This is a genomic window from Beijerinckia sp. L45, from assembly GCF_009765775.1.
GTDB lineage: Bacteria > Pseudomonadota > Alphaproteobacteria > Rhizobiales > Beijerinckiaceae > RH-AL1.
In genome coordinates this window covers 1-21,784 of the sequence record NZ_LMUU01000178.1, presented here as the reverse complement: position 1 = coordinate 21,784, position 21,784 = coordinate 1, and the positions used below count along the sequence as shown (strand labels likewise).

General features: G+C 62.4%; 24 protein-coding genes and 1 pseudogene. 18 read left to right on the top strand and 7 right to left on the bottom strand.

Annotation, left to right across the window (positions count from 1 at the left end; genetic code table 11):
* The first annotated feature begins 23 nt into the window (after positions 1–23).
* A complete protein-coding gene (locus GSQ79_RS19665) occupies positions 24–587 on the top strand; it encodes a peptidase S14 (protein ID WP_158810360.1) in 564 nt (187 codons plus the stop codon).
* A 455-nt stretch (positions 588–1,042) separates the two neighbouring features.
* On the opposite strand, the gene GSQ79_RS19660 is transcribed toward GSQ79_RS19665, so the two are convergent.
* On the bottom strand, positions 1,043–1,666 hold the full coding sequence (locus tag GSQ79_RS19660; RefSeq protein WP_158810359.1) for a TetR/AcrR family transcriptional regulator: 624 nt from the start codon (positions 1,664–1,666) through the stop codon (positions 1,043–1,045).
* A 123-nt stretch (positions 1,667–1,789) separates the two neighbouring features.
* Between GSQ79_RS19660 and GSQ79_RS19655 the strand changes: the two genes are divergently transcribed.
* Both GSQ79_RS19655 and GSQ79_RS19650 read left to right on the top strand, forming a co-directional pair.
* Positions 1,790–2,545, top strand: a complete 756-nt coding sequence (locus tag GSQ79_RS19655; RefSeq protein WP_158810358.1) for an SDR family NAD(P)-dependent oxidoreductase — start codon at positions 1,790–1,792, stop codon at positions 2,543–2,545.
* A gap of 70 nt (positions 2,546–2,615) precedes the next feature.
* The gene (locus GSQ79_RS19650; RefSeq protein ID WP_158810357.1) at positions 2,616–3,647 is read left to right on the top strand and encodes an aldo/keto reductase; all 1,032 of its coding nucleotides are present in this window, start codon (positions 2,616–2,618) and stop codon (positions 3,645–3,647) included.
* Between the two features lie 146 nt (positions 3,648–3,793).
* On the opposite strand, the gene GSQ79_RS19645 is transcribed toward GSQ79_RS19650, so the two are convergent.
* Positions 3,794–4,774 (bottom strand): 2-hydroxyacid dehydrogenase, encoded by a 981-nt coding sequence (locus GSQ79_RS19645; protein WP_158810388.1) that lies wholly within the window; start codon positions 4,772–4,774, stop codon positions 3,794–3,796.
* Between the two features lie 144 nt (positions 4,775–4,918).
* Between GSQ79_RS19645 and GSQ79_RS19640 the strand changes: the two genes are divergently transcribed.
* The gene (locus GSQ79_RS19640; protein WP_158810356.1) at positions 4,919–6,391 is read left to right on the top strand and encodes a YdiU family protein; all 1,473 of its coding nucleotides are present in this window, start codon (positions 4,919–4,921) and stop codon (positions 6,389–6,391) included.
* Between the two features lie 49 nt (positions 6,392–6,440).
* Here the strand turns inward: GSQ79_RS19640 and GSQ79_RS19635 are convergent, their stop codons facing one another.
* From GSQ79_RS19635 to GSQ79_RS19625, 3 genes are all read right to left on the bottom strand, one after another.
* The gene (locus tag GSQ79_RS19635; RefSeq protein ID WP_158810355.1) at positions 6,441–6,614 is read right to left on the bottom strand and encodes a hypothetical protein; all 174 of its coding nucleotides are present in this window, start codon (positions 6,612–6,614) and stop codon (positions 6,441–6,443) included.
* A gap of 9 nt (positions 6,615–6,623) precedes the next feature.
* The gene (locus GSQ79_RS19630) at positions 6,624–6,839 is read right to left on the bottom strand and encodes a hypothetical protein (RefSeq protein ID WP_158810354.1); all 216 of its coding nucleotides are present in this window, start codon (positions 6,837–6,839) and stop codon (positions 6,624–6,626) included.
* A gap of 74 nt (positions 6,840–6,913) precedes the next feature.
* Complete coding sequence (locus tag GSQ79_RS19625; RefSeq protein WP_210253146.1) at positions 6,914–7,435, bottom strand: 2'-5' RNA ligase family protein; 522 nt, start codon at positions 7,433–7,435, stop codon at positions 6,914–6,916.
* 235 nt (positions 7,436–7,670) lie between these two features.
* Between GSQ79_RS19625 and GSQ79_RS19620 the strand changes: the two genes are divergently transcribed.
* Positions 7,671–7,907 carry a hypothetical protein gene (locus tag GSQ79_RS19620; RefSeq protein ID WP_158810352.1) on the top strand — a complete coding sequence of 79 codons (237 nt, stop codon included), beginning with the start codon at positions 7,671–7,673 and terminating at the stop codon, positions 7,905–7,907.
* Between the two features lie 93 nt (positions 7,908–8,000).
* On the opposite strand, the gene GSQ79_RS19615 is transcribed toward GSQ79_RS19620, so the two are convergent.
* Positions 8,001–8,456, bottom strand: coding sequence for a low affinity iron permease family protein (locus tag GSQ79_RS19615; RefSeq protein WP_158810351.1), 456 nt, complete (start codon positions 8,454–8,456; stop codon positions 8,001–8,003).
* 132 nt (positions 8,457–8,588) lie between these two features.
* On the opposite strand from GSQ79_RS19615, the gene GSQ79_RS19610 reads away from it, so the two are divergent.
* The 4 genes and pseudogenes from GSQ79_RS19610 to urtA (GSQ79_RS19595) all read left to right on the top strand — a co-directional run bounded on the left by GSQ79_RS19610 (position 8,589) and on the right by urtA (GSQ79_RS19595) (position 12,365).
* On the top strand, positions 8,589–8,975 hold the full coding sequence (locus GSQ79_RS19610) for a metal-sensitive transcriptional regulator (RefSeq protein WP_246725448.1): 387 nt from the start codon (positions 8,589–8,591) through the stop codon (positions 8,973–8,975).
* Positions 8,976–9,104: 129 nt separating this feature from the next.
* Positions 9,105–10,116: pseudogene (locus GSQ79_RS19605) on the top strand (aliphatic amidase); the annotation flags it as partial.
* 193 nt (positions 10,117–10,309) lie between these two features.
* Positions 10,310–10,768 carry an urease accessory protein UreE gene (gene ureE, locus GSQ79_RS19600; RefSeq protein WP_158810350.1) on the top strand — a complete coding sequence of 153 codons (459 nt, stop codon included), beginning with the start codon at positions 10,310–10,312 and terminating at the stop codon, positions 10,766–10,768.
* Positions 10,769–11,105: 337 nt separating this feature from the next.
* Entirely contained in the window at positions 11,106–12,365 is a 1,260-nt protein-coding gene (urtA, locus tag GSQ79_RS19595; RefSeq protein WP_158810349.1) for an urea ABC transporter substrate-binding protein, read from the top strand.
* Here urtA (GSQ79_RS19595) and GSQ79_RS29090 read toward each other — a convergent pair.
* Positions 12,356–12,508, bottom strand: coding sequence for a hypothetical protein (locus GSQ79_RS29090; protein ID WP_210253145.1), 153 nt, complete (start codon positions 12,506–12,508; stop codon positions 12,356–12,358). The two genes, urtA (GSQ79_RS19595) and GSQ79_RS29090, sit on opposite strands and share 10 nt — an antisense overlap.
* Before the next feature lie 86 nt (positions 12,509–12,594).
* Between GSQ79_RS29090 and urtA (GSQ79_RS19590) the strand changes: the two genes are divergently transcribed.
* The 9 genes from urtA (GSQ79_RS19590) to GSQ79_RS19550 form a co-directional block, all read left to right on the top strand.
* Positions 12,595–13,785, top strand: a complete 1,191-nt coding sequence (urtA, locus tag GSQ79_RS19590) for an urea ABC transporter substrate-binding protein (protein WP_246725454.1) — start codon at positions 12,595–12,597, stop codon at positions 13,783–13,785.
* Between the two features lie 77 nt (positions 13,786–13,862).
* Positions 13,863–14,789 carry an urea ABC transporter permease subunit UrtB gene (urtB, locus tag GSQ79_RS19585; RefSeq protein WP_158810347.1) on the top strand — a complete coding sequence of 309 codons (927 nt, stop codon included), beginning with the start codon at positions 13,863–13,865 and terminating at the stop codon, positions 14,787–14,789.
* A 12-nt stretch (positions 14,790–14,801) separates the two neighbouring features.
* On the top strand, positions 14,802–15,935 hold the full coding sequence (gene urtC / locus GSQ79_RS19580) for an urea ABC transporter permease subunit UrtC (RefSeq protein ID WP_158810346.1): 1,134 nt from the start codon (positions 14,802–14,804) through the stop codon (positions 15,933–15,935).
* Positions 15,936–15,941: 6 nt separating this feature from the next.
* Positions 15,942–16,691: an urea ABC transporter ATP-binding protein UrtD gene (gene urtD, locus GSQ79_RS19575; protein ID WP_158810345.1), complete on the top strand. Its 750-nt coding sequence runs from the start codon at positions 15,942–15,944 to the stop codon at positions 16,689–16,691.
* 23 nt (positions 16,692–16,714) lie between these two features.
* Positions 16,715–17,404 carry an urea ABC transporter ATP-binding subunit UrtE gene (gene urtE / locus GSQ79_RS19570; protein ID WP_158810386.1) on the top strand — a complete coding sequence of 230 codons (690 nt, stop codon included), beginning with the start codon at positions 16,715–16,717 and terminating at the stop codon, positions 17,402–17,404.
* Positions 17,405–17,563: 159 nt separating this feature from the next.
* Positions 17,564–18,793: a formamidase gene (fmdA, locus tag GSQ79_RS19565; RefSeq protein WP_158810344.1), complete on the top strand. Its 1,230-nt coding sequence runs from the start codon at positions 17,564–17,566 to the stop codon at positions 18,791–18,793.
* A gap of 9 nt (positions 18,794–18,802) precedes the next feature.
* On the top strand, positions 18,803–19,126 hold the full coding sequence (locus tag GSQ79_RS19560) for an FmdB family zinc ribbon protein (protein ID WP_158810343.1): 324 nt from the start codon (positions 18,803–18,805) through the stop codon (positions 19,124–19,126).
* 277 nt (positions 19,127–19,403) lie between these two features.
* Positions 19,404–20,831 carry a carbohydrate porin gene (locus GSQ79_RS19555; protein ID WP_158810342.1) on the top strand — a complete coding sequence of 476 codons (1,428 nt, stop codon included), beginning with the start codon at positions 19,404–19,406 and terminating at the stop codon, positions 20,829–20,831.
* 172 nt (positions 20,832–21,003) lie between these two features.
* Positions 21,004–21,784 (top strand): amidase (locus GSQ79_RS19550; protein WP_174243249.1); only part of this gene is annotated, 781 nt, incomplete at its 3' end.

Sequence of the window (21,784 nt, the reverse complement as noted above, 5' to 3'; positions counted from 1 at the left end):
GCATCGCAAGCGAAAGAGGATCGATGACCAAGAAGCTCACCTCGGCCGACTTTCACAATCCCGCCATCCTCCTGTCGGGCTCGGTCGACTACGAGATGTACAAGGACTTTCGCCGGCAACTCGATGCCGCGGAAGGGCCTCTCGTCGTCATCGAGCTGTCGACACTCGGGGGCGACCCTGAGGTCGCGCGGATGATGGGCGAGGATATCCGCTATGCCAGCGAGCACTCGAGCGATCGGCGCTTCGTCTTTTTGGGCAAGGCGGCGATCTATTCCGCCGGCACGACTTTCATGAGCTTCTTCATCAAGCAAAACCGCTATCTCACACGCGGGACGCGGCTGATGATCCACGAGCGCAAGCTGTCGAAGAAGCTCACGCTCGAAGGCCCGCTGACGACGCTGATCGCCACCGTGAAGGCGACGCTCCACGAGATCGAAGCGTCCATCGCCATCCAGAACGAAGGCTTCGAGAGCCTCATCGTCGGGTCGAAGGTGGCGATGGCCGAGGTGCTCGAACGCGCGCCGAGCAACTGGTACATCGAGGCCGAGGAGGCCAAGGCGCTCGGGCTGATCGAGGCGGTGCTTTAGCGGCTTGCCTTGGGCGTCGGCCAACGGCTGCACACTATCTTAAAACTTGGTGCCCCGTTCCTTACTTGCGTGGTGGGGGCGCAGAGTTCTGCGGGCTCGGTCCCACCGGACCTTGGGTTTGGGTCGTTGGCGTCTGCGGTGTCGGTGCCTGAGATGCAGGTGCTGTCCCAAAGGTCTGATTGGTCTGGGTCTGTATGGTATTGGCGGTCTGTGGGCTGATGAGGCCATAATAGACGGCGAACGCCAAGGCTGCCGCAATGACGGCGCCGATCAGCATCTTCGAGTTCTGTGGCATCTGGCATGTCCCCGCTTGAGCAGGACGACAATCCGCCTCGTGCGCCGGTGTTCCATGGCGCCGCTCGGCAACGATCCCATCGCCGAGAGTATGGCGATGTTTCACCACATGAGCCTAGCCGGGCAGGCGGCGAACCGCGCGTTGCGGCGACGGTCGCGGGTTAGCTTGCCGGTGTACTCGCGCCATAGCGCAGTCCGTCGACAAGCAAATCCACCATGCGTCGCGCGTGGTCGGGCCCCTTTTCGTAGGCTTGTCGGCACAAGTTCGCGACCGCCCCCAAGAGATCGTCTGCCGCGATGTCAGTGCGGACTTCGCCGGCGGTGGCCGCAGCGTCGAGCAGGGTTCGGAGCGCCGGTTCGAGCCGCTGCATGAAGTAAGTCGGCAAACTGTCGAAGGCGGGGTCCCCGGAATGTAGGGCCGTCGCGAGACCGCGTTTGGTCGCCAGAAACGCTGTGTAGCGGTGCATCCACAATGCCAGCGCATCGCCCGGCTTGTGCTCGACTGCCAGCGCCGGTGCGGCATCGGCACAGGCGTCGATTTCGCGGCGAAAGACGGCGGCGACGAGGTCCGCACGCTGCGGAAAATGGCGATAAACGGTACCCACGCCGACACCCGCCTTCGCCGCGATCTCCCGCACCGGCGCATCGACGCCAGACGTCGTGAACACCGACAGCGCCGCTTCAAGCAACGCGTCCAAGCTTCGCTTTGCGTCAGCGCGCACGGGCCGAGGTTTTGTCACCGTGCGTCCGGCATCGTCGTCCTGGCTGGACGCCTCGGTGCTCATTTCAAAATCTCCGCTTGCCAAAACGGAACAATGTTCCGTATATAACCGGAATGCTGTTCCGTTTCGTCATCCTAATACGGCGCATCGGCATTGGCTACACGTCACTGCGAGGGAAAATCTGCCATGTCGGACAAACAAGTCGTCCTGATCACAGGTGCCAATCAGGGAATCGGTCTGCAGATCGCAAAAGATCTCGCGGCGCTCGGTTTCACGGTGCTGGTGGGATCATGGGATTTTCACCGCGGCGAAGTTGCGGCCAAGGCCGTCGGACCGGACGCGCACGCGCTTCAACTCGACGTGACGGATGCGGCGTCTATCGCCGCTGCGGCTGCGCATATCCGAAACGAGTTCGGTCGCCTCGACGTCCTCGTCAACAATGCCGCCATTTCGAATACGCGGATGAAGCCCGGCATGTCGGTTGAGAATTATTCGAAGTCGACGCGCCCGAGCAACGTATCGCTCGACGAGGTGCGCACGGTCTGGGAGACCAACGTGTTCGGCGTCCTCGCGGTGACGCAAGCGATGTTGCCGCTCCTGCTCGAAGCGCCGGACGCCCGCATCGTTAACGTGTCGAGTGGCGCCGGCTCGCTGACGCGGAACGCGGATCCGGCCTTCCCCTATCGCCCCATCTTTGGCCCGGTCTATCCCGCATCCAAAACGGCGCTCAATGCGATGACGCTCGCCATGGCGATCGAGCTGGAATCGGCCGGCATTGCCGTCAACGCCGCCTGTCCCGGCTTCACCAAAACGAACCTCAACAATTATGCCGGGACGCAGTCCGTCGAGGAGGGCGCACGCGAGCCGGTGCGCCTTGCGATGCTTGGTCGCAACGGCCCGACCGGGACCTTCTCGAGCGCGAGCGGCCCAATTCCGTGGTGACTCCCGATCAAGCGAGGGCACCGGGATCGTCGGGCCGCAATCCAACACTTACGCCTGGAAGGACATGACCATGCAGTATCGCCCGCTAGGGAAAACCGGCATCAAGGTCAGCCCCTATTGCCTCGGCGCGATGATGTTCGGCAGCATCGCCAACGCTGACCACGACGATTGTATCCGCATCATCCACCAGGCGTTGGATGCCGGCATCAACTTCGTCGACACCGCCGATCGCTACAGCAACGGCGAGTCCGAGGTGATCGTCGGCAAGGCGCTCAAAGGGCGGCGCGATACCATCGTGCTGGCCACCAAAGTCCACGGTCCGATGGGGGAGGATCCGAATTGCCAGGGCAATTCGCGGCGCTGGATCACGCAAGCGGTCGAGGGATCGCTGCGCCGCCTCCAGACCGATCACATCGACCTCTACCAAATTCACCGGCCCGCGCCGGACACCGATATCGAGGAGACCCTGTCGGTGCTCACCGATCTGATGCGCGCTGGAAAAGTGCGCGCTATCGGCTCGTCGACCTTCCCAGCCTCCGAGATCGTGGAAGCGCAATGGGTGGCGGAGCGCCGCGGCCTCGCCCGCTTCCGCACCGAGCAGCCGCCCTATTCGATCCTCAACCGCAGCATCGAACGCGAGGTGCTGCCGCTCTGCCAGACGTATGGAATGGGAGCGCTGGTCTGGAGTCCGCTGGCGAAAGGGATGCTCATCGGTCGCTACCGCAAGGATCAACCGTTGCCGGACAGTCTGCGCGTCAAATTCTTTCGCAATCAAATGTCCGACGCGCGCAATCTGGACGCCATCGAGCGCCTCATTCCCGTCGCCGCAGAGGCCGGCCTGTCGTTGACCCACATGGCAATGGCTTTCGTGATCGCACACCCCGGGGTGACGTCGGCGATCCTTGGACCGCGAACCATGGAACAGCTCGACGATCTGCTTGCCGGAGCGTCGGTCGTATTGGAAGATGACGTTCTCGACCGGATCGATACGATCGTGCCGCCAGGCGTCGATGTCGGACCGGTCGCGGCGGCCTACGACCCGCTGGCGACGACACAGGCGGCCCTGCGCCGTCGGCCGATCGCGGCGCGCGCCGCTGTTTGATTGGAAACCGGTAGAGACTCGATCGAGATCAGTGACGGCAGCCCTCGCGACTTGAGCAGTCGTAAGGCGGCGGCGGGAGGTTCGCGGGCGTGGATTCAGTATGACCCAAGCCACGGAAGGCTCGGTCAGCCGCCCCCCAAAAAGGTTTACCGACCTGCGACCCACGGCGTTTCAGGTACCGGCGTGAGCGGGCCGTTTCCCGCAAACCACGACTCCAGGTTCTCCACCACCAGTGCCCCCATCACCCGCCGGGTGTGGACCGAGGCGGAGCCGACGTGGGGCAGCAGCACGACATGGTCGAGCGCGGCGAGGGCTTCGGGCACATGCGGCTCCTCGGCGAAGACATCGAGGCCGGCGCTGTGGATTGTGCCTGACGCCAGCGCCTCGATGAGCGCGACCTCGTCGATCAGGCTGCCGCGGGCGACGTTGATGACGACACCATCCGGTCCAAGCGCGGCCAGCACCTTCGCGTCGACGACGTTGCGCGTCTCGGCAGTGCCGGGCGCGACCACCATCAGCACGTCGACGGCCTGCGCCATCGCGAGCAAGGTCGGGTGATAGGCGTAGGCGACGTCGGGCTGTGGCCGACGCCCGTGATAGGCGATCGCCACCCCGAATCCTTCAAGGCGGGTCGCGATGGCGCGGCCGATCCGGCCGAGCCCCAGAATGCCGATGGTGCGGCCGCGCAAGGTGGCGGTGAGTGGATAGGACCCCTTGTTCGGCCAATGCCCGGCCCGCAGATAACGGTCGGTCTGCGGGATCTGCCGGATGGTGGCGAGCAGCAGGCCCACGGCCAGATCAGCGACTTCGTCGGTCAGCACGTCGGGCGTGTTGGTGACGATGATGCCGCGACGCCGGGCCTCGACGGCGTCGATGGCATCATAGCCGACGCCAAAATTCGCGATGACTTCCAGGTTGGGCAGCTTTTCGAACATGGCGCCGTCCGTCGGCACCTGGCCGCCCGCCGCCATGCCGCGAATGCGCGGGCCGACCTCGTTCAGAAAGGCGTCGCGATCCGCTGCCAGATCGAGGCGGTGCAACGTGAAACGGTCAGCCAAAGCTTTCATGGCGTCGGGCGCGATTGCCTTTAAAACCAGAATGTCGACCTTATCTAACTCTGACGTCATGCTTTCCGGGTCCCGGTGTCTCGATCGGGCAGGGCGGTTCCCTGCTTCGGCGATCCCTTCGACGTTGACTGTCAAAGATGCAAGCGCCTTTTGAACCTGAGAGGTTACGGCGCGCCTCGAATTCGGCAAGGTTGCAGAACCCGCATGGCCATCCACATTCCGTTCGACAACAGCTACGCCAGGCTCCGCGGCCCCTTCCATGACCGCGTGCTGCCGACTCCGGTGTCGGCGCCACACCTTATCGCCGTCAACCGGGCCTTGGCTTACGAGCTGGCGATCGATGCCGATAGTTTGACGACGGCGGATGGTCTTGCTGTCCTGGCGGGGAACAGCGTGCCGGTTGGCGCCGAACCGATCGCGACGGCCTATGCCGGGCACCAGTTCGGCAATTTCACGCCCCAGCTTGGCGACGGCCGCGCGATCCTGCTCGGCGAAGTCGTCGATCGTAGCGGTGCGCGCCGCGACATCCAGCTGAAGGGTTCCGGCCCCACCGTCTTCTCGCGCCGCGGCGACGGACGGGCCGCGCTCGGCCCGGTGCTGCGGGAATATATCATCAGCGAAGCCATGGCCGCGCTCGGCATCCCGACGACGCGGGCCTTGGCGGCGGTGACCACAGGCGATCGCGTCCAGCGCGAGACGGCCTTGCCTGGCGCCATCCTCACCCGCGTCGCGGCGAGCCACATCCGCGTCGGCACGTTCCAGTTTCTGGCCGCGCGCGGCGATGTCGAAGCGTTGCGGCAGCTGGCGGACCACGTGATCGCCCGGCATTATCCCGACGCCGCGGGGGCTTCAAACCCGTATCGCGCTTTGATCGACGGCGTCATCGCGCGGCAGGCGGATCTCGTGGCGCGTTGGATGCTGGTTGGCTTCATCCACGGCGTCATGAACACCGACAACTCGGCGGTGTCAGGCGAAACCATCGACTACGGCCCCTGCGCCTTCATGGACGCTTATGATCCCGCGACCGTGTTCAGTTCGATCGACCGCCAGGGACGCTACGCCTACCAGAATCAGCCGGGCATCACGCATTGGAACCTGGTGAGGCTGGCCGAAAGCCTGCTGCCGCTCCTCGACGCTGATCAACAGACGTCCATCGCGCAAGCCAATGCCGCACTGGGCGCTTTTCCCGATTACTACGAGACGGCCTTTCTCGCGGGAATGCGGTCGAAGCTCGGCCTGATGACGGCGTTGCCGAACGACCTTGCCCTGGTGCAAAATCTTCTCGATTGCATGGCGGCCAATTCGGCGGACTTCACGCTGACGTTTCGCCATCTGAGCGATGCGCTTGACGGCGACGCCACTCCGGCGCGCGACCAGTTCATCGACCCGCAGGCTTTCGACCGCTGGGCCGAGGCGTGGCGCGTGCGTCTGACCGAGGAGCCGCAGCACGATGCTGGGCGCGCCGGGGCGATGCGCCGGGTCAATCCGCTTTTCATCCCGCGCAACCACCGCGTCGAGGCGGCCATCGAGGCCGCCGTCACGCGACAGGACTTCGCGCCGTTCGAGGCCCTGATGCAGGTCTTGTCCCGACCCTTCGACGATCAACCGAAACTGAGGGCCTTTGCCGAGCCGCCGCCTGCCGACCAGCGCGTGTTCCAGACCTTTTGCGGGACGTAAGGCTCACGTCGTTGCCAAATCCTTCGTCCGTGTTCTGCGACGAAGCGGGCTACGGTTTCCGTTTCGGGTCGCCCCTAAATCCGGTGTGGTTGTGATAGAGCGCGACGCTGAGGAGCATGAGGATCGCCAGCATCTGTAGCGCCAGAAAGCCTTGGAATACGTGGTAGGGAATCACGATGTCCATCGGGGGAGGCGGCGGCAGCGCATCGGTGAAGGGGATCATAGCGTCCGCCTAATGCTTGGTTTGGCCCGTGGCCGTCAGCAGATGCCACTGGATGCCGAGATGAAGGAAGCGTTGCGCCAGCGCCTCGCGCTCCGACTCCGCAATATCATCTTCGATCATGCGCGTGAGGATATCATGGCGTTCCGCGATGATTGCCGATCCGCGATCGAGAACAATCTCGATGGTTTGGTCAAGTACCTTCTGTTCTCGTGCGGTCATCTGCATGATGCCTCTGGTCGTCGCATGAAAGACCAGACTGAGGCGCGTGTGTTACCGTCCCGTTAGGTTCTGTGGCAGCGTCAAGCATCTTCTGCGAAGGCGTGGCGAGCGACCCGTTCCCACGGTCCGCCGCGGTAATGCCAGAGGTCCAAGCCTACGATCCTGCCGCGGATCTCCGGTGGCGCCGCATCGAGCCGCGCATGGAGGGCGCGGGCGGCAACGGGATCGACCTTGTTCTGAATGGTGACGTGCGGCCGGAATGGCTGCTGGTCCTGATTCGTAAGCCACGCCCGCCAGTCGAAGGCCAGCGTATTCCGGAGCAGGACGAGTCGCGGTGCCGCGATCGATAGGGCGACGCCACGTCCCGAGAAGCGCAGGCCGTCGGCTCTGTAGGCGATCTCCCCCTCCGTATGGCCCATCGCGGCGAGCCGCGCGGTCACCGCCGCGAGCTCCGCGCCGGGCAAGGAATGGAACAGGGTGAGGTGCGCAGGGACAATATTGATCCGCGGCGGAAAATGTCGGTCGCGGAGTGTCTGAAACTCTGTCGCCGTAGCGTGGTCGAAGGCTGCTGTAACGATGAGCGGATCGGCCTCGCCAGTCATGCGGGCCACGCGGAAAGTGAACCGGGCACGTGCCGTGTGTCTTCCATCACGCTCCGGCAAGCAAGAATGGTGCCGTTGGCATATGCAATCGTCCTTTTGGCGGAAGGTAGCTTGTTCATAATCTGTTGATCATTCCGTATATCGGAAAGGTACAAACCGATTTTTCTGTCTGTTGCCTGGGCGCGCAAAAGGTCATCTTCCGTCCATCGAAGAAACACAGACATTGGATGCCGCCATGAAGACCTTTCAAACCAATTCGAAAATCGTCGCCGTTGCCGCCGTTGCGTTGCTTGCTCTCGGCGCCGGCGTAGCCAACGCGCAGGGTTTCACGCCGCCGAACACGGACATCCGCGCGCTCGAGGCGCCGGTCGATGTGACCGCGAACCAGCTGAACGCCTTCGGTGTCGCCCCGCGTCAGGGCCGGTCGGTCGCGCACGATCGCGGGGAAGCCGCCGTCGACCAGGATCGCTAAGCGCTACTGAATAGAATCACAAGAAGGCCGGCAGACGTTCTGCCGGCCTTTTGCGTTCAGGCGTCGCTCGGGTCTGACGGCGTCGGACCGCGGTTAGGAATACTGGCCTTTCGCTGTGGCGGCCGCTTCCGTGGCGCGCTTGTTTGCGAGGGTTTCGGCTTCGTCGGCGGCGGCCAGCGCCGCGGCCAGACGCCCGGCCCGGGTTTCGTCGCCTTCGCAAGAACGGAGCGCGACCATCTCTTCCTCCGTCAATTGTTCGATCCCGATGTATTGGTTCTGCGCGGCGCTGACTCGGATGAGCTCGTCGAGTTTAGCCTGTATCGCAGCGCCGTCGCGGTTTTGCGTATTCTGGATCAGGAAGACCTGGAGGAAGGTGATGATCGTCGTCCCGGTGTTGATCACCAACTGCCAGGTGTCGGAAAAGTGAAAGATCGGACCCGAAAGCGCCCACACGGCGATCGTGGTCACGCTTAGAACGAAGGTGACGGGACGGCCCGTGGTCTTGGCAACGAAGCTGGCAAATTGGGTAAACGTTTTGGAAAAGGTCATCGCCCATCTTCTAAGTGGCTGATTCCACGATCCCACCTAACACGAATTCGGCCCCGGTCTATCGTAGCCGGCTCGCCGAGACGGGGCCTGGGCCAGCGAATTCCCGCGCGCCCGACTCTCTGAGAAGCCGTCGTGCCGCGGTTCACCGCTCGCCAAGCGATTTATCACTCTGTACGAAGATGGGACCGCAAGGCAAAAGGCTGGCGAATGAAGACGTCCAAAATTGAAGACGGCAAGATCTATCTGCATCGCAGCGACGAGGAGAAGAAGCCGCTGATCCACCGACTCAACCGCGTCGAGGGTCAGGTGCGCGGGTTGAAGGCGATGATCGAGGCGGATCGCTATTGTGCAGACGAACTGCAACAGATCAAAGCCGCCGTCGCGGCCCTGCGACAGGTCGCGGTCTTGATCGTCGAGCAGCATGTCGCAGCCGCTAGCCTGTATGCCAGCAAGACCGGGACGCGTGAGGCTGCCAACGCCGATATGATGCGGGTGCTGCGCGAGGCACTCAAGCTGTAGGCCGGCGGCGTTGCATGACAAGAAGCCACGAGTCACGCTTGCGTGTTGTTTTTGATCCTGGTGTCCTCCTTGCTAGAGGCGGTCGAGCAGTAAGCCGCTCAATCGAACCAGGCATGGGAGCGCCCACAAATGATGCACGGTGACATTTCCAGCAGCAACGACAGCGTTGGCGTCGCCGTCGTCAATTACAAGATGCCGCGGCTGCACCAAAGCCGAGGTTCTCGCCAACGCCAAGAAGATCGGCGACATGATCGTCGGCATGAAGGCCGGCCTGCCGGGCATGGACCTCGTGATCTTCCCGGAATATTCGACCCACGGCATCATGTACGACGCCACGGAAATGTACGAGACGGCCTCTATCGTGCCTGGCGACGAGACCGAGATTTTCGCCGCCGCCTGCCGCCAGGCCAAAGTCTGGGGCGTGTTCTCGCTGACTGGCGAGCGCCATGAGGAACACCCCAAGAAGGCGCCCTACAACACGCTGATCCTGATGAACGACCAGGGCGAGATCGTCCAAAAATACCGCAAGATCATGCCGTGGACCCCGATCGAGGGCTGGTATCCCGGTGACAAGACTTATGTGAGCGACGGGCCCAAGGGTCTCAAGGTCAGCCTGATCATCTGCGACGACGGCAACTATCCCGAAATCTGGCGCGATTGCGCGATGCGCGGCGCCGAGCTGATCATCCGCTGCCAGGGCTACATGTATCCGGCCAAAGAGCAGCAGATCCTGATGTCGAAAGCGATGGCCTTCGCCAACAACACCTATGTCGCCGTGGCCAATGCCGCCGGCTTCGACGGGGTCTACACGTACTTCGGCCATTCCGCGCTGATCGGCTTCGACGGGCGCACGCTCGGCGAATGCGGCACCGAGGAGATGGGCATTCAGTATGCCGGTCTCTCGAAGTTCCTGATCCGTGACGCGCGCAAGCACCAGCAGTCGGAGAACCACCTCTTCAAGCTGCTGCATCGCGGCTACACCGGCATGATCAACTCGAAGGAGGAAAAGCACGGCATGGCCGACTGCCCCTACGAGTTCTACCGCGACTGGATCGCCGATCCGGAGGCGATGCGCCTGAAGGTCGAGGCCATCACCCGCCAGACCGTCGGCACGGAAGAGTGCCCGATCGACGGCATTCCGCTGGTCGGCGCCGGTGCGGCTCCAGTGAAGCTCGACGACGCCCGCGCCAAAAAGGCCGCCAAAGCCGCGCCCCGCTCCGCCAAAACCGCCGCGCGCTGATCCCGCGCGGCGAACTCGGTGTAAGTCCGATAGTTGAGTATGATTGCCGGCCGGGTCCTCCGGCCGGCATCGGCATTGAGAAAGGCCTCCATACATGCGCCTCATCGACCGGGTCCTTGGAGGCCGTCACGATGATGGAATCGCAGAGCCCCTGCATCGGCTCGAACACCGCGATGCCGTTGATACGCTGGTGATCGAGAGCGCGGCGATCGAACGCCGGCGCTTCCGCGCAACGACCACGCGTGGCGCCGATGTCGCCCTTGCGCTGCCGCGCGATCAGTCCCTCTTTGATGGCGCCGTCCTCGTGCTCGAACCCGACGATGCGCTGGTCGTGCGCGTCACGACTCCTAAGTGGCTGCGCTTCGTGCCACGCGATGCCGCAGCCGCAGTGGAGCTCGGCTACAGCGCCGGCAATCTGCATTGGCGGGTGCGCTTCGACGGGCCGACCCTGCTCGTCGCGATGGAAGGCCCCGCCGAGAGCTATCACGCGCGGCTCAAGGGGCTGATCGACGCCGGCAAAGTCGTTGCGGAAGAGGGCACCAAGGACGCATAAGCCGCCATTCGATGGCCGCAGCGCCCCTTGAAGGTTTGACGCCGCCGTAACGCATTGCAGCCTCTGCACAGCCGGCGCTTGCAACCTGGGGTCGCGCGAACGGGGTGTTGCACCGTTTGGCGATCTCTCGTTTTGATGGGTATCAAACGGAGGTCGTGCCCCGTCAAAGGCAGGCAAAGCTGCTATGTTGAGCACTGGCGCTAAATAACAGGCGCGCGCTCTAACCCCTCGTTTTCTATACGCAATCCTACGTATATTGCGCTGCCGCATTCCTTGCGATGGTGCCCCGGCAGCGACGCCAAGCACGCCATACGGGTGCTTCAGCTGGGGGATTTTAATGTCCAGTAACGACGAACACGACGGTCCGAAGAACCTTCTCCGCCGCCAGATTCTCAAGAGCATGGCCGCTCTTCCCGCCGCCGGCATGATGGCGCCGAGCGCCTTCGCAGCCGCAGCGACCAGCGCCGTCGACACGACCGGCCTCGCCGTGACGGATGACACCGTCACCGTCGGCATTCTGCACTCCGTGACCGGCACGATGGCCATCTCGGAAACCGGTTCGGTCGAAGCCGAAAAGCTCGCCATCTCGCAGATCAACGCCGCTGGCGGTGTTCTTGGCCGGCAGATCAAGATCATCCAGGAAGATGGCGCCAGCGATTGGCCGACGTTTGCCGAGAAGGCCAAGAAGCTTCTCGTCAACGACAAGTGCGCCGCCGTCTTCGGCTGCTGGACCTCGGCGTCGCGCAAGGCCGTGCTGCCGGTGTTCGAGCAGTACAACGGCATGCTTTACTACCCAACCTTCTACGAAGGTCTCGAGCAGTCGAAGAACGTGATCTACACCGGTCAGGAAGCGACCCAGCAGATCATTGCCGGCCTGAACTGGGTCGACAAGGAGAAGAAGGCCAAGACCTACTATCTCATCGGCTCCGACTACATCTGGCCGCGCACCTCGAACAAGATCGCGCGCAAGCACATCGAAGAGCATCTGAAGCAGACGGTCGTCGGCGAAGATTATTTCCCGCTCGGCCACACGCAGTTCAACTCGGTCATCAACAAGATCAAGCTGAAGAAGCCTGACGTGATCTACATCGAGATCGTCGGCGGCTCGAACGTCGCGTTCTACAAGCAGCTCAAGGCGGCGGGTATCGATCTCAACAAGCAGATCCTGATGACCATCTCGGTCACCGAGGACGAGATCGAAGGCATCGGTGGCGAGAACATCGCCGGCGCTTATGCCTGCATGAAGTACTTCCAGTCCTTGAAGAACCCGAACAACGAGAAGTTCGTGCCGGCCTTCAAGAAGATGTGGGGCGAGAAGACGGTCATCGGTGACGTCACCCAGGCTGCCTACCTCGGCCCGTGGCTGTGGAAGCTGACCGCCGAAAAGGCCGGCAGCTTCGATGTCGACAAGATCGCGGCGGCGTCCGCCGGTGTCGAGTTCACCGGCGCTCCGGAAGGCTACGTTCGTATCCATCCGAACCATCATCTCTGGTCGAAGACCCGCGTCGGTCGCGCCCGTCTCGATGGCCAGTATGATGTCGTCTACGAAACGCCGGACCTGATCGAACCGAACCCCTTCCCCAAGGGCTACCAGTAGTCGCAGGAACGGGCGTTAAGCCCGTCCGCGAAAGGCGCGGCGGCGTTGTCGCCGCGCCACTCTTCTAGGCACGGAAAATGCGATGCCGAGTTGTCGCTGCGGCGAGCTTGTTGCGTCGGTTCCTTATAGCCGATGCGCGCCATTCCAGATGTCTCTCTTGTCGGAAGAAAAAGACGTGTCTGATTCCAAAAACGATTTGAATTCAAGCCGCCGCCAGATCCTGAAGGGCATGGCCGCGCTTCCCGCCGTCGGCTTGATGGCGCCCCGGGCGTATGCGGCAGCGGCTACCAGTGCCGTCAACACGACGGGTCTCGCCGTGACGGATACGACGGTCACCGTCGGCATCCTGCATTCCATCACCGGTACGATGGCGATCTCCGAGATCGGCGCCGTCGAAGGCGAGAAGCTCGCGATCGAGCAGATCAACGCCGCTGGCGGCGTGCTCGGCCGTCAGATCAAGATCATCCAGGAAGACGGCGCCAGCGATTGGCCGACCTTCGCCGAGAAGGCGAAGAAGCTTCTCGTCGTCGACAAGTGCGCCAGCGTCTATGGCTGCTTCACCTCCGCGTCGCGCAAGGCCGTGTTGCCTGTGTTCGAGCAGTACAATGGCATGCTGTACTACCCGACCTTCTACGAGGGCCTCGAACAGTCGAAGAACGTCATCTATACCGGCCAGGAAGCCACGCAGCAGACGCTCGCCGTGCTCAACTGGCTCGGCAAGGAAAAGCACGCCAAGACCTTTTACTTCATCGGCTCGGACTACATTTGGCCGCGCACGTCGAACAAGATCGCCCGCAAGCATATCGAGACCGCGCTCGGCGGCAGTGTCGTCGGCGAAGACTACTTCCCGCTCGGCTCGACGCAGTTCGCGTCGGTCATCAACAAGATCAAGCTGAAGAAGCCGGACGTGATCTTCTCGACGGTGGTCGGCGGTTCCAACGTTTCGCTCTACAAGCAGATGAAGGCCGCGGGCATCGACCTCTCGAAGCAGCTGCTCATCGCACTTGCCGTGACCGAAGACGAGACCAAAGGCATCGGCGCGGAAAACATCGCCGGCGCCTATACCTGCATGAAGTATTTCCAGTCGATCGATACGCCGGAGAACAAGACCTTCGTCGCCGCTTACAAGAAAATGTGGGGCGCCGATGCCGTCATCGGTGATCCGCAGCAGGCCGCTTACGAGTCGCCGTTCCTGTGGAAGGCCGCTTGCGAAAAGGCCGGCAGCTTCGACATCGACAAGATCGCCGCGGCCTCGCCGGGCATCACGATGGCCGCGCCGGAAGGCGAGGTGAAGATCCATCCGAACCATCACCTTTGGTCGAAGTCGCGGGTCGCCCGCGCCAAGCTCGATGGCCAGTTCGAGATCGTCTACACCTCCGAGCTGATCGAACCGAACCCCTTTCCCAAGGGCTACCAGTAAACCTTAAGTCTCCGTGGTGGATCGGGTCTTCCGGTCCACCACGATCCCTTCGCAACATCACACCGAAGAGTTCAGCGATGTTAGGCGGCTATACGTTCACCGACCTCGGATCCATCTTTGTGATGCAAGGCTTCGCGGGCCTGATCCTGTTTTCCGTCTTCGTCCTCATGGCGCTTGGTCTTGCGATCATCTTCGGACAGATGGGCGTTATCAACATGGCCCACGGCGAGTTCATGATTCTGGGGGCCTACGTCACCTATCTCACCTCGACGTTCTTTCAGGCGCATTTGCCGGGGCTGTTCAGCATCTACTTCTTCGTCGCGATCGTATTGGCCTTCATAGCCTCCGGCATCATGGGCCTGATCGTCGAATATGTTTTGATCCGCCACCTCTACAACCGTCCGCTCGACACGCTTCTCGCGACCTGGGGCCTCAGCCTCATCCTGCAGCAGGCCTACCGCACGATCTTCGGGGCCCGTGAAGTCGGCGTCGAGCTGCCGCAGTGGATGCTCGGCTCCTGGCATGCGACGGAGAGCATCGAAATCCCGATCAACGGCATGATCATCATGGCCTTGACGATCCTCATCACCATCGGCGTCGGTTTCCTGATGTACAAGTCGCGCTGGGGCAAGAACGTCCGCGCCGTCGTGCAGAACCGCGCCATTGCCGGCGCCGTCGGCATCGACACGGAAAAGGTCGACCGCTACACGTTCGGCATCGGCTGCGGCATTGCTGGCATTGCCGGCGCTGCGTTCACGATGATCGGCTCGACCGGCCCAACCTCCGGCCAGCTCTACATCGTCAATGCCTTCCTCATCGTCGTATTTGGCGGCGCGCAGAGCCTGCTCGGCACCATCGCCTCGGCCTTCACCATCTCGCAGACGCAGTCGACGCTGGAATTCTTCCTCTCCGGTTCGATGGCTGCGGTCATCACGCTCCTCGCGGTCGTCGGGTTGCTGATGCTGCGTCCGCAAGGTCTCTTCACTCTCAAAGTACGGCGCTGAGGAGCTTCCATCATGCCCAACGGAACCACTTTCCTCACGCGCAGCGGCTGGCTCAACCTCGCGATCCTCGCCATCTTTCTTCTGGTGGTGCTTCCCCTTGTGGTTGATCCGTTCCGGCTCAACCTCGTCGGCAAATACCTGACCTACGCCTTCGTGGCGCTCGGCCTCGTCATGTGCTGGGGCTACGGCGGCATTCTGAGCCTGGGGCAGGGCTGCTTCTTCGGCCTCGGCGGCTACTGCATGGCGATGTATCTCAAGCTCGAAGCCTCAAGCATCGAGAACACCAAGATCCAGTCGACGCCCGGCATCCCGGACTTCATGGACTGGAACCAGATCACGGCGCTTCCCGCTTTCTGGGTGCCGTTCAAGAGCTTCCCGCTGACGATCATCGCAATCCTCATCCTGCCGACCATCCTCGCCTTCGTCATCGGCGCCGCGATGTTCAAGCGTCGCGTCGGCGGCGTGTACTTCGCCATCATCACCCAGGCGATCTCGTCGATCCTGACGATCCTCATCGTCGGTCAGCAGGGGTATACCGGCGGCGTCAACGGCATCACCGATCTACGCACGCTGAACGGCTGGGACATCCGCAGCGATCACGCCCATACGATCCTCTACTTCGTCTGTGTGATCCTGCTCATCGCCTGCCTGCTGTTGGCGCAATACGTCACCTGCTCCAAGCTCGGCCGCATCCTGGTGGCGATGCGCGAGAAAGAGGATCGCGTGCGGTTCTCCGGCTACTCCGTCGCCAATTTCAAGATCTTCATTTTCTGCCTGGCAGCGGTGTTCGCCGCGATCGGCGGCGCGATGTTCACCCTGCAGGTCGGCTTCATGTCGCCCACCTTCGTCGGCATCGTGCCGTCGATCGAAATGGTGATCTACGCTGCCGTCGGGGGTCGCTTCTCTCTGTTCGGCGCGATCTACGGCACGCTTCTGGTCAACTTCGCCAAGACGTCGTTCTCGGAATCCTTCCCGGAACTCTGGCTGTTCGGTCTCGGTGCCTTGTTCATCGGCGTCGTGATGCTCTTCCCCAATGGTTTGGCGGGCATCTACCGCAGCACGCTCGACCCCTATGTGAAGCGGCTGCTCGGGTCGACCCCGCGTCCGAAGAGCGCCGATCCCTCCGTGTCGCAACCGGCCGAGTAGAATATCATGCAAGGCAGCAACACCGATTATCTCCTCGCGGTCGAAAACCTCACCGTCTCCTTCGACGGGTTCAAGGCGGTCAGCGACCTCAATCTTTACGTCGACGAAAAGGACATCCGCGTCATCATCGGCCCCAACGGGGCCGGCAAGACGACGCTGCTCGACCTGATCTGCGGCAAGACCAAAGCGAGCGAAGGTTCGATCAAGTTCCGCAATCGCGAACTCACCAAGATGAGCGAGAGCCAGATCGTTCTGGCCGGCGTCGGCCGCAAGTTCCAGACGCCGTCGATCTACGACGATCTCACCGTGTTCGAGAACCTCGAGATCTCCTATCCCAAGGGGCGCACCGTGTTCGGCGCGCTGACCTTCCTTCGCGATCGGGCGGTTATCGATCGCGTCGAAGAAATCTCTGAGATCATTTTTCTCAAGGACATGCTCAACAAGCGCGGCGAATATCTCAGCCACGGCCAAAAACAGTGGCTTGAGATCGGCATGCTGCTCATCCAGGATCCGGATCTCCTGATGCTCGACGAGCCGGTTGCCGGCATGAGCGTCAGCGAACGCCTGAAGACGGCGGAACTGCTGAATCGCATCACCAGCGACCGTTCGGTGATCGTGATCGAGCACGACATGAAATTTGTCGAGGACATCGCGCGCACGGTCACCGTTCTGCACCAGGGCAAGATCCTGTCTGAAGGCACCATGGACCACGTCAAGAATGACCCCAAGGTCATTGAAGTCTATCTCGGGCACTGAGGCTGATTGCTATGTCGAACGCCATGTTGACCATCGACGACCTGCATGTCGCCTACGGCAAGAGCGAAGTGCTTCACGGCCTCAATCTCTCGCTCGCCAAAAACGAGATCATTGCGCTCATGGGCCGCAACGGCATGGGCAAGACGACACTGATGAAGGCGCTGATCGGCCTGTTGCCGTCGTTGCGCGGTACGATGAAGGTTGACGATCTCGACATCACCAAGCTGAAGAGCTACCAGCGCGTCGCTGGCGGCGTCGCCTACGTGCCGCAGGGTCGAATGATCTTCTCGTCGATGACGGTGGAGGAGAACATCGAAACCGGCATGGCGAAAAGCAGCAAGTCGAGCATCCTGACCGGCATCTACGAATTGTTTCCGGTGCTGCTGGAAATGCGCAAGCGCCGCGGCGGGAATCTCTCCGGCGGCCAGCAGCAGCAGCTGGCGATTGCGCGCGCGCTCGCCAGTGAACCCAAAGTGCTTCTGCTCGACGAGCCGACCGAGGGCATCCAGCCTTCGATCATCCGTGAGATGGCCCGCACGCTGAAGCGCATTCGCGACGAGCGAGGCCTGTCGATTTTGGTGTCCGAGCAGGTGCTGAGCTTCGCGCTCGATATCGCCGATCGTGTTCTCGTCATCGAGAACGGCGAGATCGTACACGAAGAGAGCGGTGCTGAAATCGACGGCGCCAAGATCTCCCGCTTTCTCTCCGTCTAGAGGACCGCGCGGCCGGACATCATCCGACCGTCACCGCCGCTCTCTTACAAAAGGCGGAGCGATTGCCATGCGGAAAACGCTACCAAATCCGCCGGAACGCGCTCTAATCATCGGACCGGGCGGATCACGCCAGGCCACCACACAAGGGGAACGAGAAGCATGGCCGAGACCCTGATCAAGGTCGACTTGAAGCAGTCCGCTTTCGACAACGATATGGTGCACAACCGTTGGCACCCGGACATTCCGATGGTGGCGACGGTTAGCCCCGGCGATGATTTCATCATCGAAACCTATGATTGGACCGGCGGCTTCATCAAGAACAACGATGACGCCTCCGACGTCCGCGACATCGACCTCTCCATCGTCCACTTTCTGTCGGGCCCGATCCACGTCAAGGGCGCTGAGCCGGGCGATCTTCTCGTTGTCGAGATCCTCGACATCGGCGCCAAGGTCGAGAGCCAGTGGGGCTTCAACGGCTTCTTCTCCAAGCAGAATGGCGGCGGTTTTCTCACTGACCACTTTCCCCAGGCCCAAAACTCCATCTGGGATTTTGAGGGCATGTTCACGAAGTCGCGCCATATCCCCGACGTGCGCTTCGCTGGCCTGATCCATCCCGGCCTGATCGGCTGCTTGCCCGACCCCAAGCTGCTCGACACCTGGAACAAGCGCGAAGTCGATTTCATCGCGACCAACCCAGACCGCGTGCCGCCGCTTGCCAATGCGCCCTTCGCGCCGACGGCGCACATGGGCCGTCTCAAGGGCGAAGCCCGCGATAAGGCTGCCGGCGAAGGCGCCCGCACCGTGCCGCCGCGCGAACATGGCGGTAATGCCGACATCAAGGATCTGTCGCGCGGATCCAAGGTCTATTTCCCGGTCTACGTCCCCGGCGCCGGTCTCTCGATGGGCGATCTGCACTTCAGTCAGGGCGACGGCGAGATCACCTTCTGCGGCGCCATCGAGATGGCCGGCTGGCTGCATCTCAAGGTCGGCCTGATCAAGGACGGCATGAACAAATACGGCGTGAAGAACCCGATCTTCAAGCCGAGCCCGATGACGCCGAACTACAAGGATCACCTGATCTTCCAGGGGATCTCGGTCGACGAATCCGGCGGTCAGCATTATCTCGATGTTGGCGTCGCCTATCGCCAGGCCTGTCTTAACGCCATCGAATATTTGAAGAAGTTCGGATACTCCGGGGCTCAGGCCTATTCGATCCTCGGGACCGCGCCGGTGCAGGGGCATATCTCCGGCGTCGTCGACATCCCCAATGCGTCGGCGACGCTTTGGCTGCCGACCGAAATCTTCGCATTCGACATCAACCCCGGCGCGGATGGCCCGATCAAGCATCTCGATGGCAGCATCGACATGCCGCTCGCGCCCGACCTCTGAGGCCTGCCCATGCCGGTCTACGAGTACGAATGCGCAGCCTGCGGTCCATTCACGGCCTTCCGGCCGATGGCGGAGTATGCGGAGCCCAATCCGTGCGACCTGTGCGGCGACTCGTCGCCGCGCGCTTTCAACACGGCGCCCGCCTTGGCGAACATGGACGCGACCAAACGAAAAAGCATCGCAATTAACGAGCGCTCCGCTTATGCGCCCCGGCGCTCCAGCGGATCGCACGGACCGAGTTGCGGATGTTGCAACACCCGCAAACCGGCAGCGCAGGCGCCATCGGCCGTGAAGTCATTCCCGAACGCACGGCCGTGGATGATCAGCCATTAGGCAAAACGCATGTTCATGCAGCTAAGTGTGGGCTAAAAACCACGCGGCTGCATGAAGATGCCAGATGAGAAGCTGAATAAGAACAAGAGCTTGCCTGTGCGCGCTGAGGAATGGTTTCTGAGTCGCGCATGATTCGAGCGTATGGGGATGCGGACCGATGGTCTGGATCCACACCGGTTCCGTTGCGAGGTGGGGGTCGCGCAACGGGGGGTGGGCTCGCGAGAAAAGGTGCATTGACCGCAAAAGCGGCGCTACCGAGTTTGTCAGGGGGTATTTCATGTCTGATACCATGTGCCGGGATCTCGCTCCCGCCCGCTCGTCGTCCGGCTTTCGTGCCGGTGCTCTCGCCCTTGCCGGCGGCTCGCTTCTGGCCCTCGCCAGCGCAACATCCGGCGCTTTCGCTGCCGATCTTCCGACCCGCGCGCCTGCGCCCGACTTCATCGCTCCCGCCGCAACGCCAGGCTTCAGCGGCCCGCTGTCGTCAATCTTCGCGCCGCTCGCCGATCGCGGATTCACCTTCCATGTGCTGGCGCTGGACTTCTTCCAGGGCAACCCGAGCGCCGGTCTGCAGCGTGGTCGCGGCTCGAACTCCACCTACATCATCGTCGGCACCGACATCGATCTCGGCAAGGCGGCGGGCCTGCAGGGCACGTACCTGCATTATGAGAACACCTTTTTCGCCAACGTCCACAATCTGAACCTCGCCGGCCAGATCGGTGACAGCCAGGTCGGCTACCAGCCGCCGTTCAACCCGACCTTCACGCGTCTGTCGCGCGCCACGATCGAGCAGAAGCTGATGGACGGCAAGCTCGATATCGAGGCCGGCATCACCCATCCCGACCGCTTCTACGCGATCCCGAACTGCGACTCGATCAACAGCTGCTTCCAGGACATTCTCGTCCTGAATGCGGGCTGGAGTTCGCCGCAATATGGCGTGCTCGGTGGTAATATCAGCTATCAAACCAACTCCCCGGTTTACGTCGAAGCCGGTGCGTTCGCGGAAAATCAAGGCCGCAACCAGGAGACCGGCTACGACTTCAACGAGACGCAGGCGAGCGGCGTCATCGGCATGGCCGAGATCGGCTATAAGACCAAGTACGACACGACGGCCTATCCCGCGACCTACAGCCTGACCGGCTTCTTCAACACGCAGTCGCACGTCGACTTCAACGCAGCCTCGGCCTTCGGTCCGACGCGCAATGCGCAGGGCACGTCGGGCGTCGTGGCCCAGGCCGAGCAGGTCGTGTGGCGCGCTGACGGCGGCACGGTGAAGAACGCGACGCCGACGGCAATCTCGATCTACGGCAGCGGCGGTGGGGCGATCGACTCGACGATCCCGATCGAGTCCGATGTCTACATCGGCGCCAAGCTTTTGGCGCCGTTCCAGAACAACCCGGGCACGCAGTTCGGCGTCAAGTTCAACTGGGAACGCCTGAATAAGAGCTACGATGCCTACCTCGGTGCGGCCAACCTGGCAGCAGGCGGGACCGGTCAAGGCATTGCTCGCGACAAGTACATCTTCGAGTTCAACGCGCATGTCGCGCTGCCCTATGGCCTCGCTTTCGAGCCGGTCGCCCAGTACATCATCCACCCGAACAGCTTCTTCAATCCGGTGACGCCGATCCATCCGAAGGATGGCTTCTACCTTGGCGGCACTGTCGTTGTTCCGGTCGGCGTCCTTCTCGGTATTGCCGCTCACGGCTGAGCGTTGCAATTCTCTCTCTTGATGCGGTCGGTCTTCCAACTGTTGTAAACCATCGGTGCCGGCGCGATGATCTCGTGCCGGCACCGTTTTATTATGCGCTATCCCACGCTGGATTGGAGTTGCCGTGACCCCCGACACCGCCCCAAGATCTTCCGCCGTCGATCCCGTCGAAATGACCGTCGCAGACGTGCAGGCCGCGTTTGCTGCCGGCGCGCTGACATCCGAAGCCTTGACGCAGGCCTATCTTGACAGGATTGCGCTCTATAATTCGCGCTACGTCGCCGTGATCACGATGAACGAAGATGCGCTGGCCGACGCCCGTGCGATCGACAAGCGCCGTGCCGCTGGCGAGGCTCTAGGGCCGCTCGCCGGCGTGCCCGTCGTCGTCAAGGATACGATGGACATGGCCGGGCTTCCCAGCACCGGCGGCTGGCGCCTGCTGAGCGCCCGCGCCGGCGGCACCGATCTCATCCCGGCGACGGATTCGCCAGTGGTTGCGCGTATGCGCGCCGCCGGCTGCATCATCCTCGGGAAAACCAACGTCCCCGTGCTGAGCGCCACCGGCAGCCACGCCAGCGACAGCTGGGCCGGTGTCGGGCTCAACGCGGTGATGCCGGATCGCATTCCCGGCGGCAGCAGCGCCGGGACCGCGACGGCTGTTGCCGGAAGTATGGCCGTGCTCGGCCTCGCCGAAGAGACCGGCGGCTCGATTCAGAACCCGGCCTCGGCACAGGATCTGGTCGGCATCAAACCAACCTTCGCGTTGGTGCCGAATGCCGGTGTGATGCCGCTCGCCGGCAGCACCCGCGACGTCGTCGGTCCGATCGCCCGCTGCGTGCGCGATGCCGCGCTGACGCTCGACGTTCTCGCCGGCTTCAGTCCGGAAGATCCCAAAACCGTCGCTGGTATCGGCCACAAGCCGAAGGGCGGTTACGCGGCCGACCTCAGTGCCA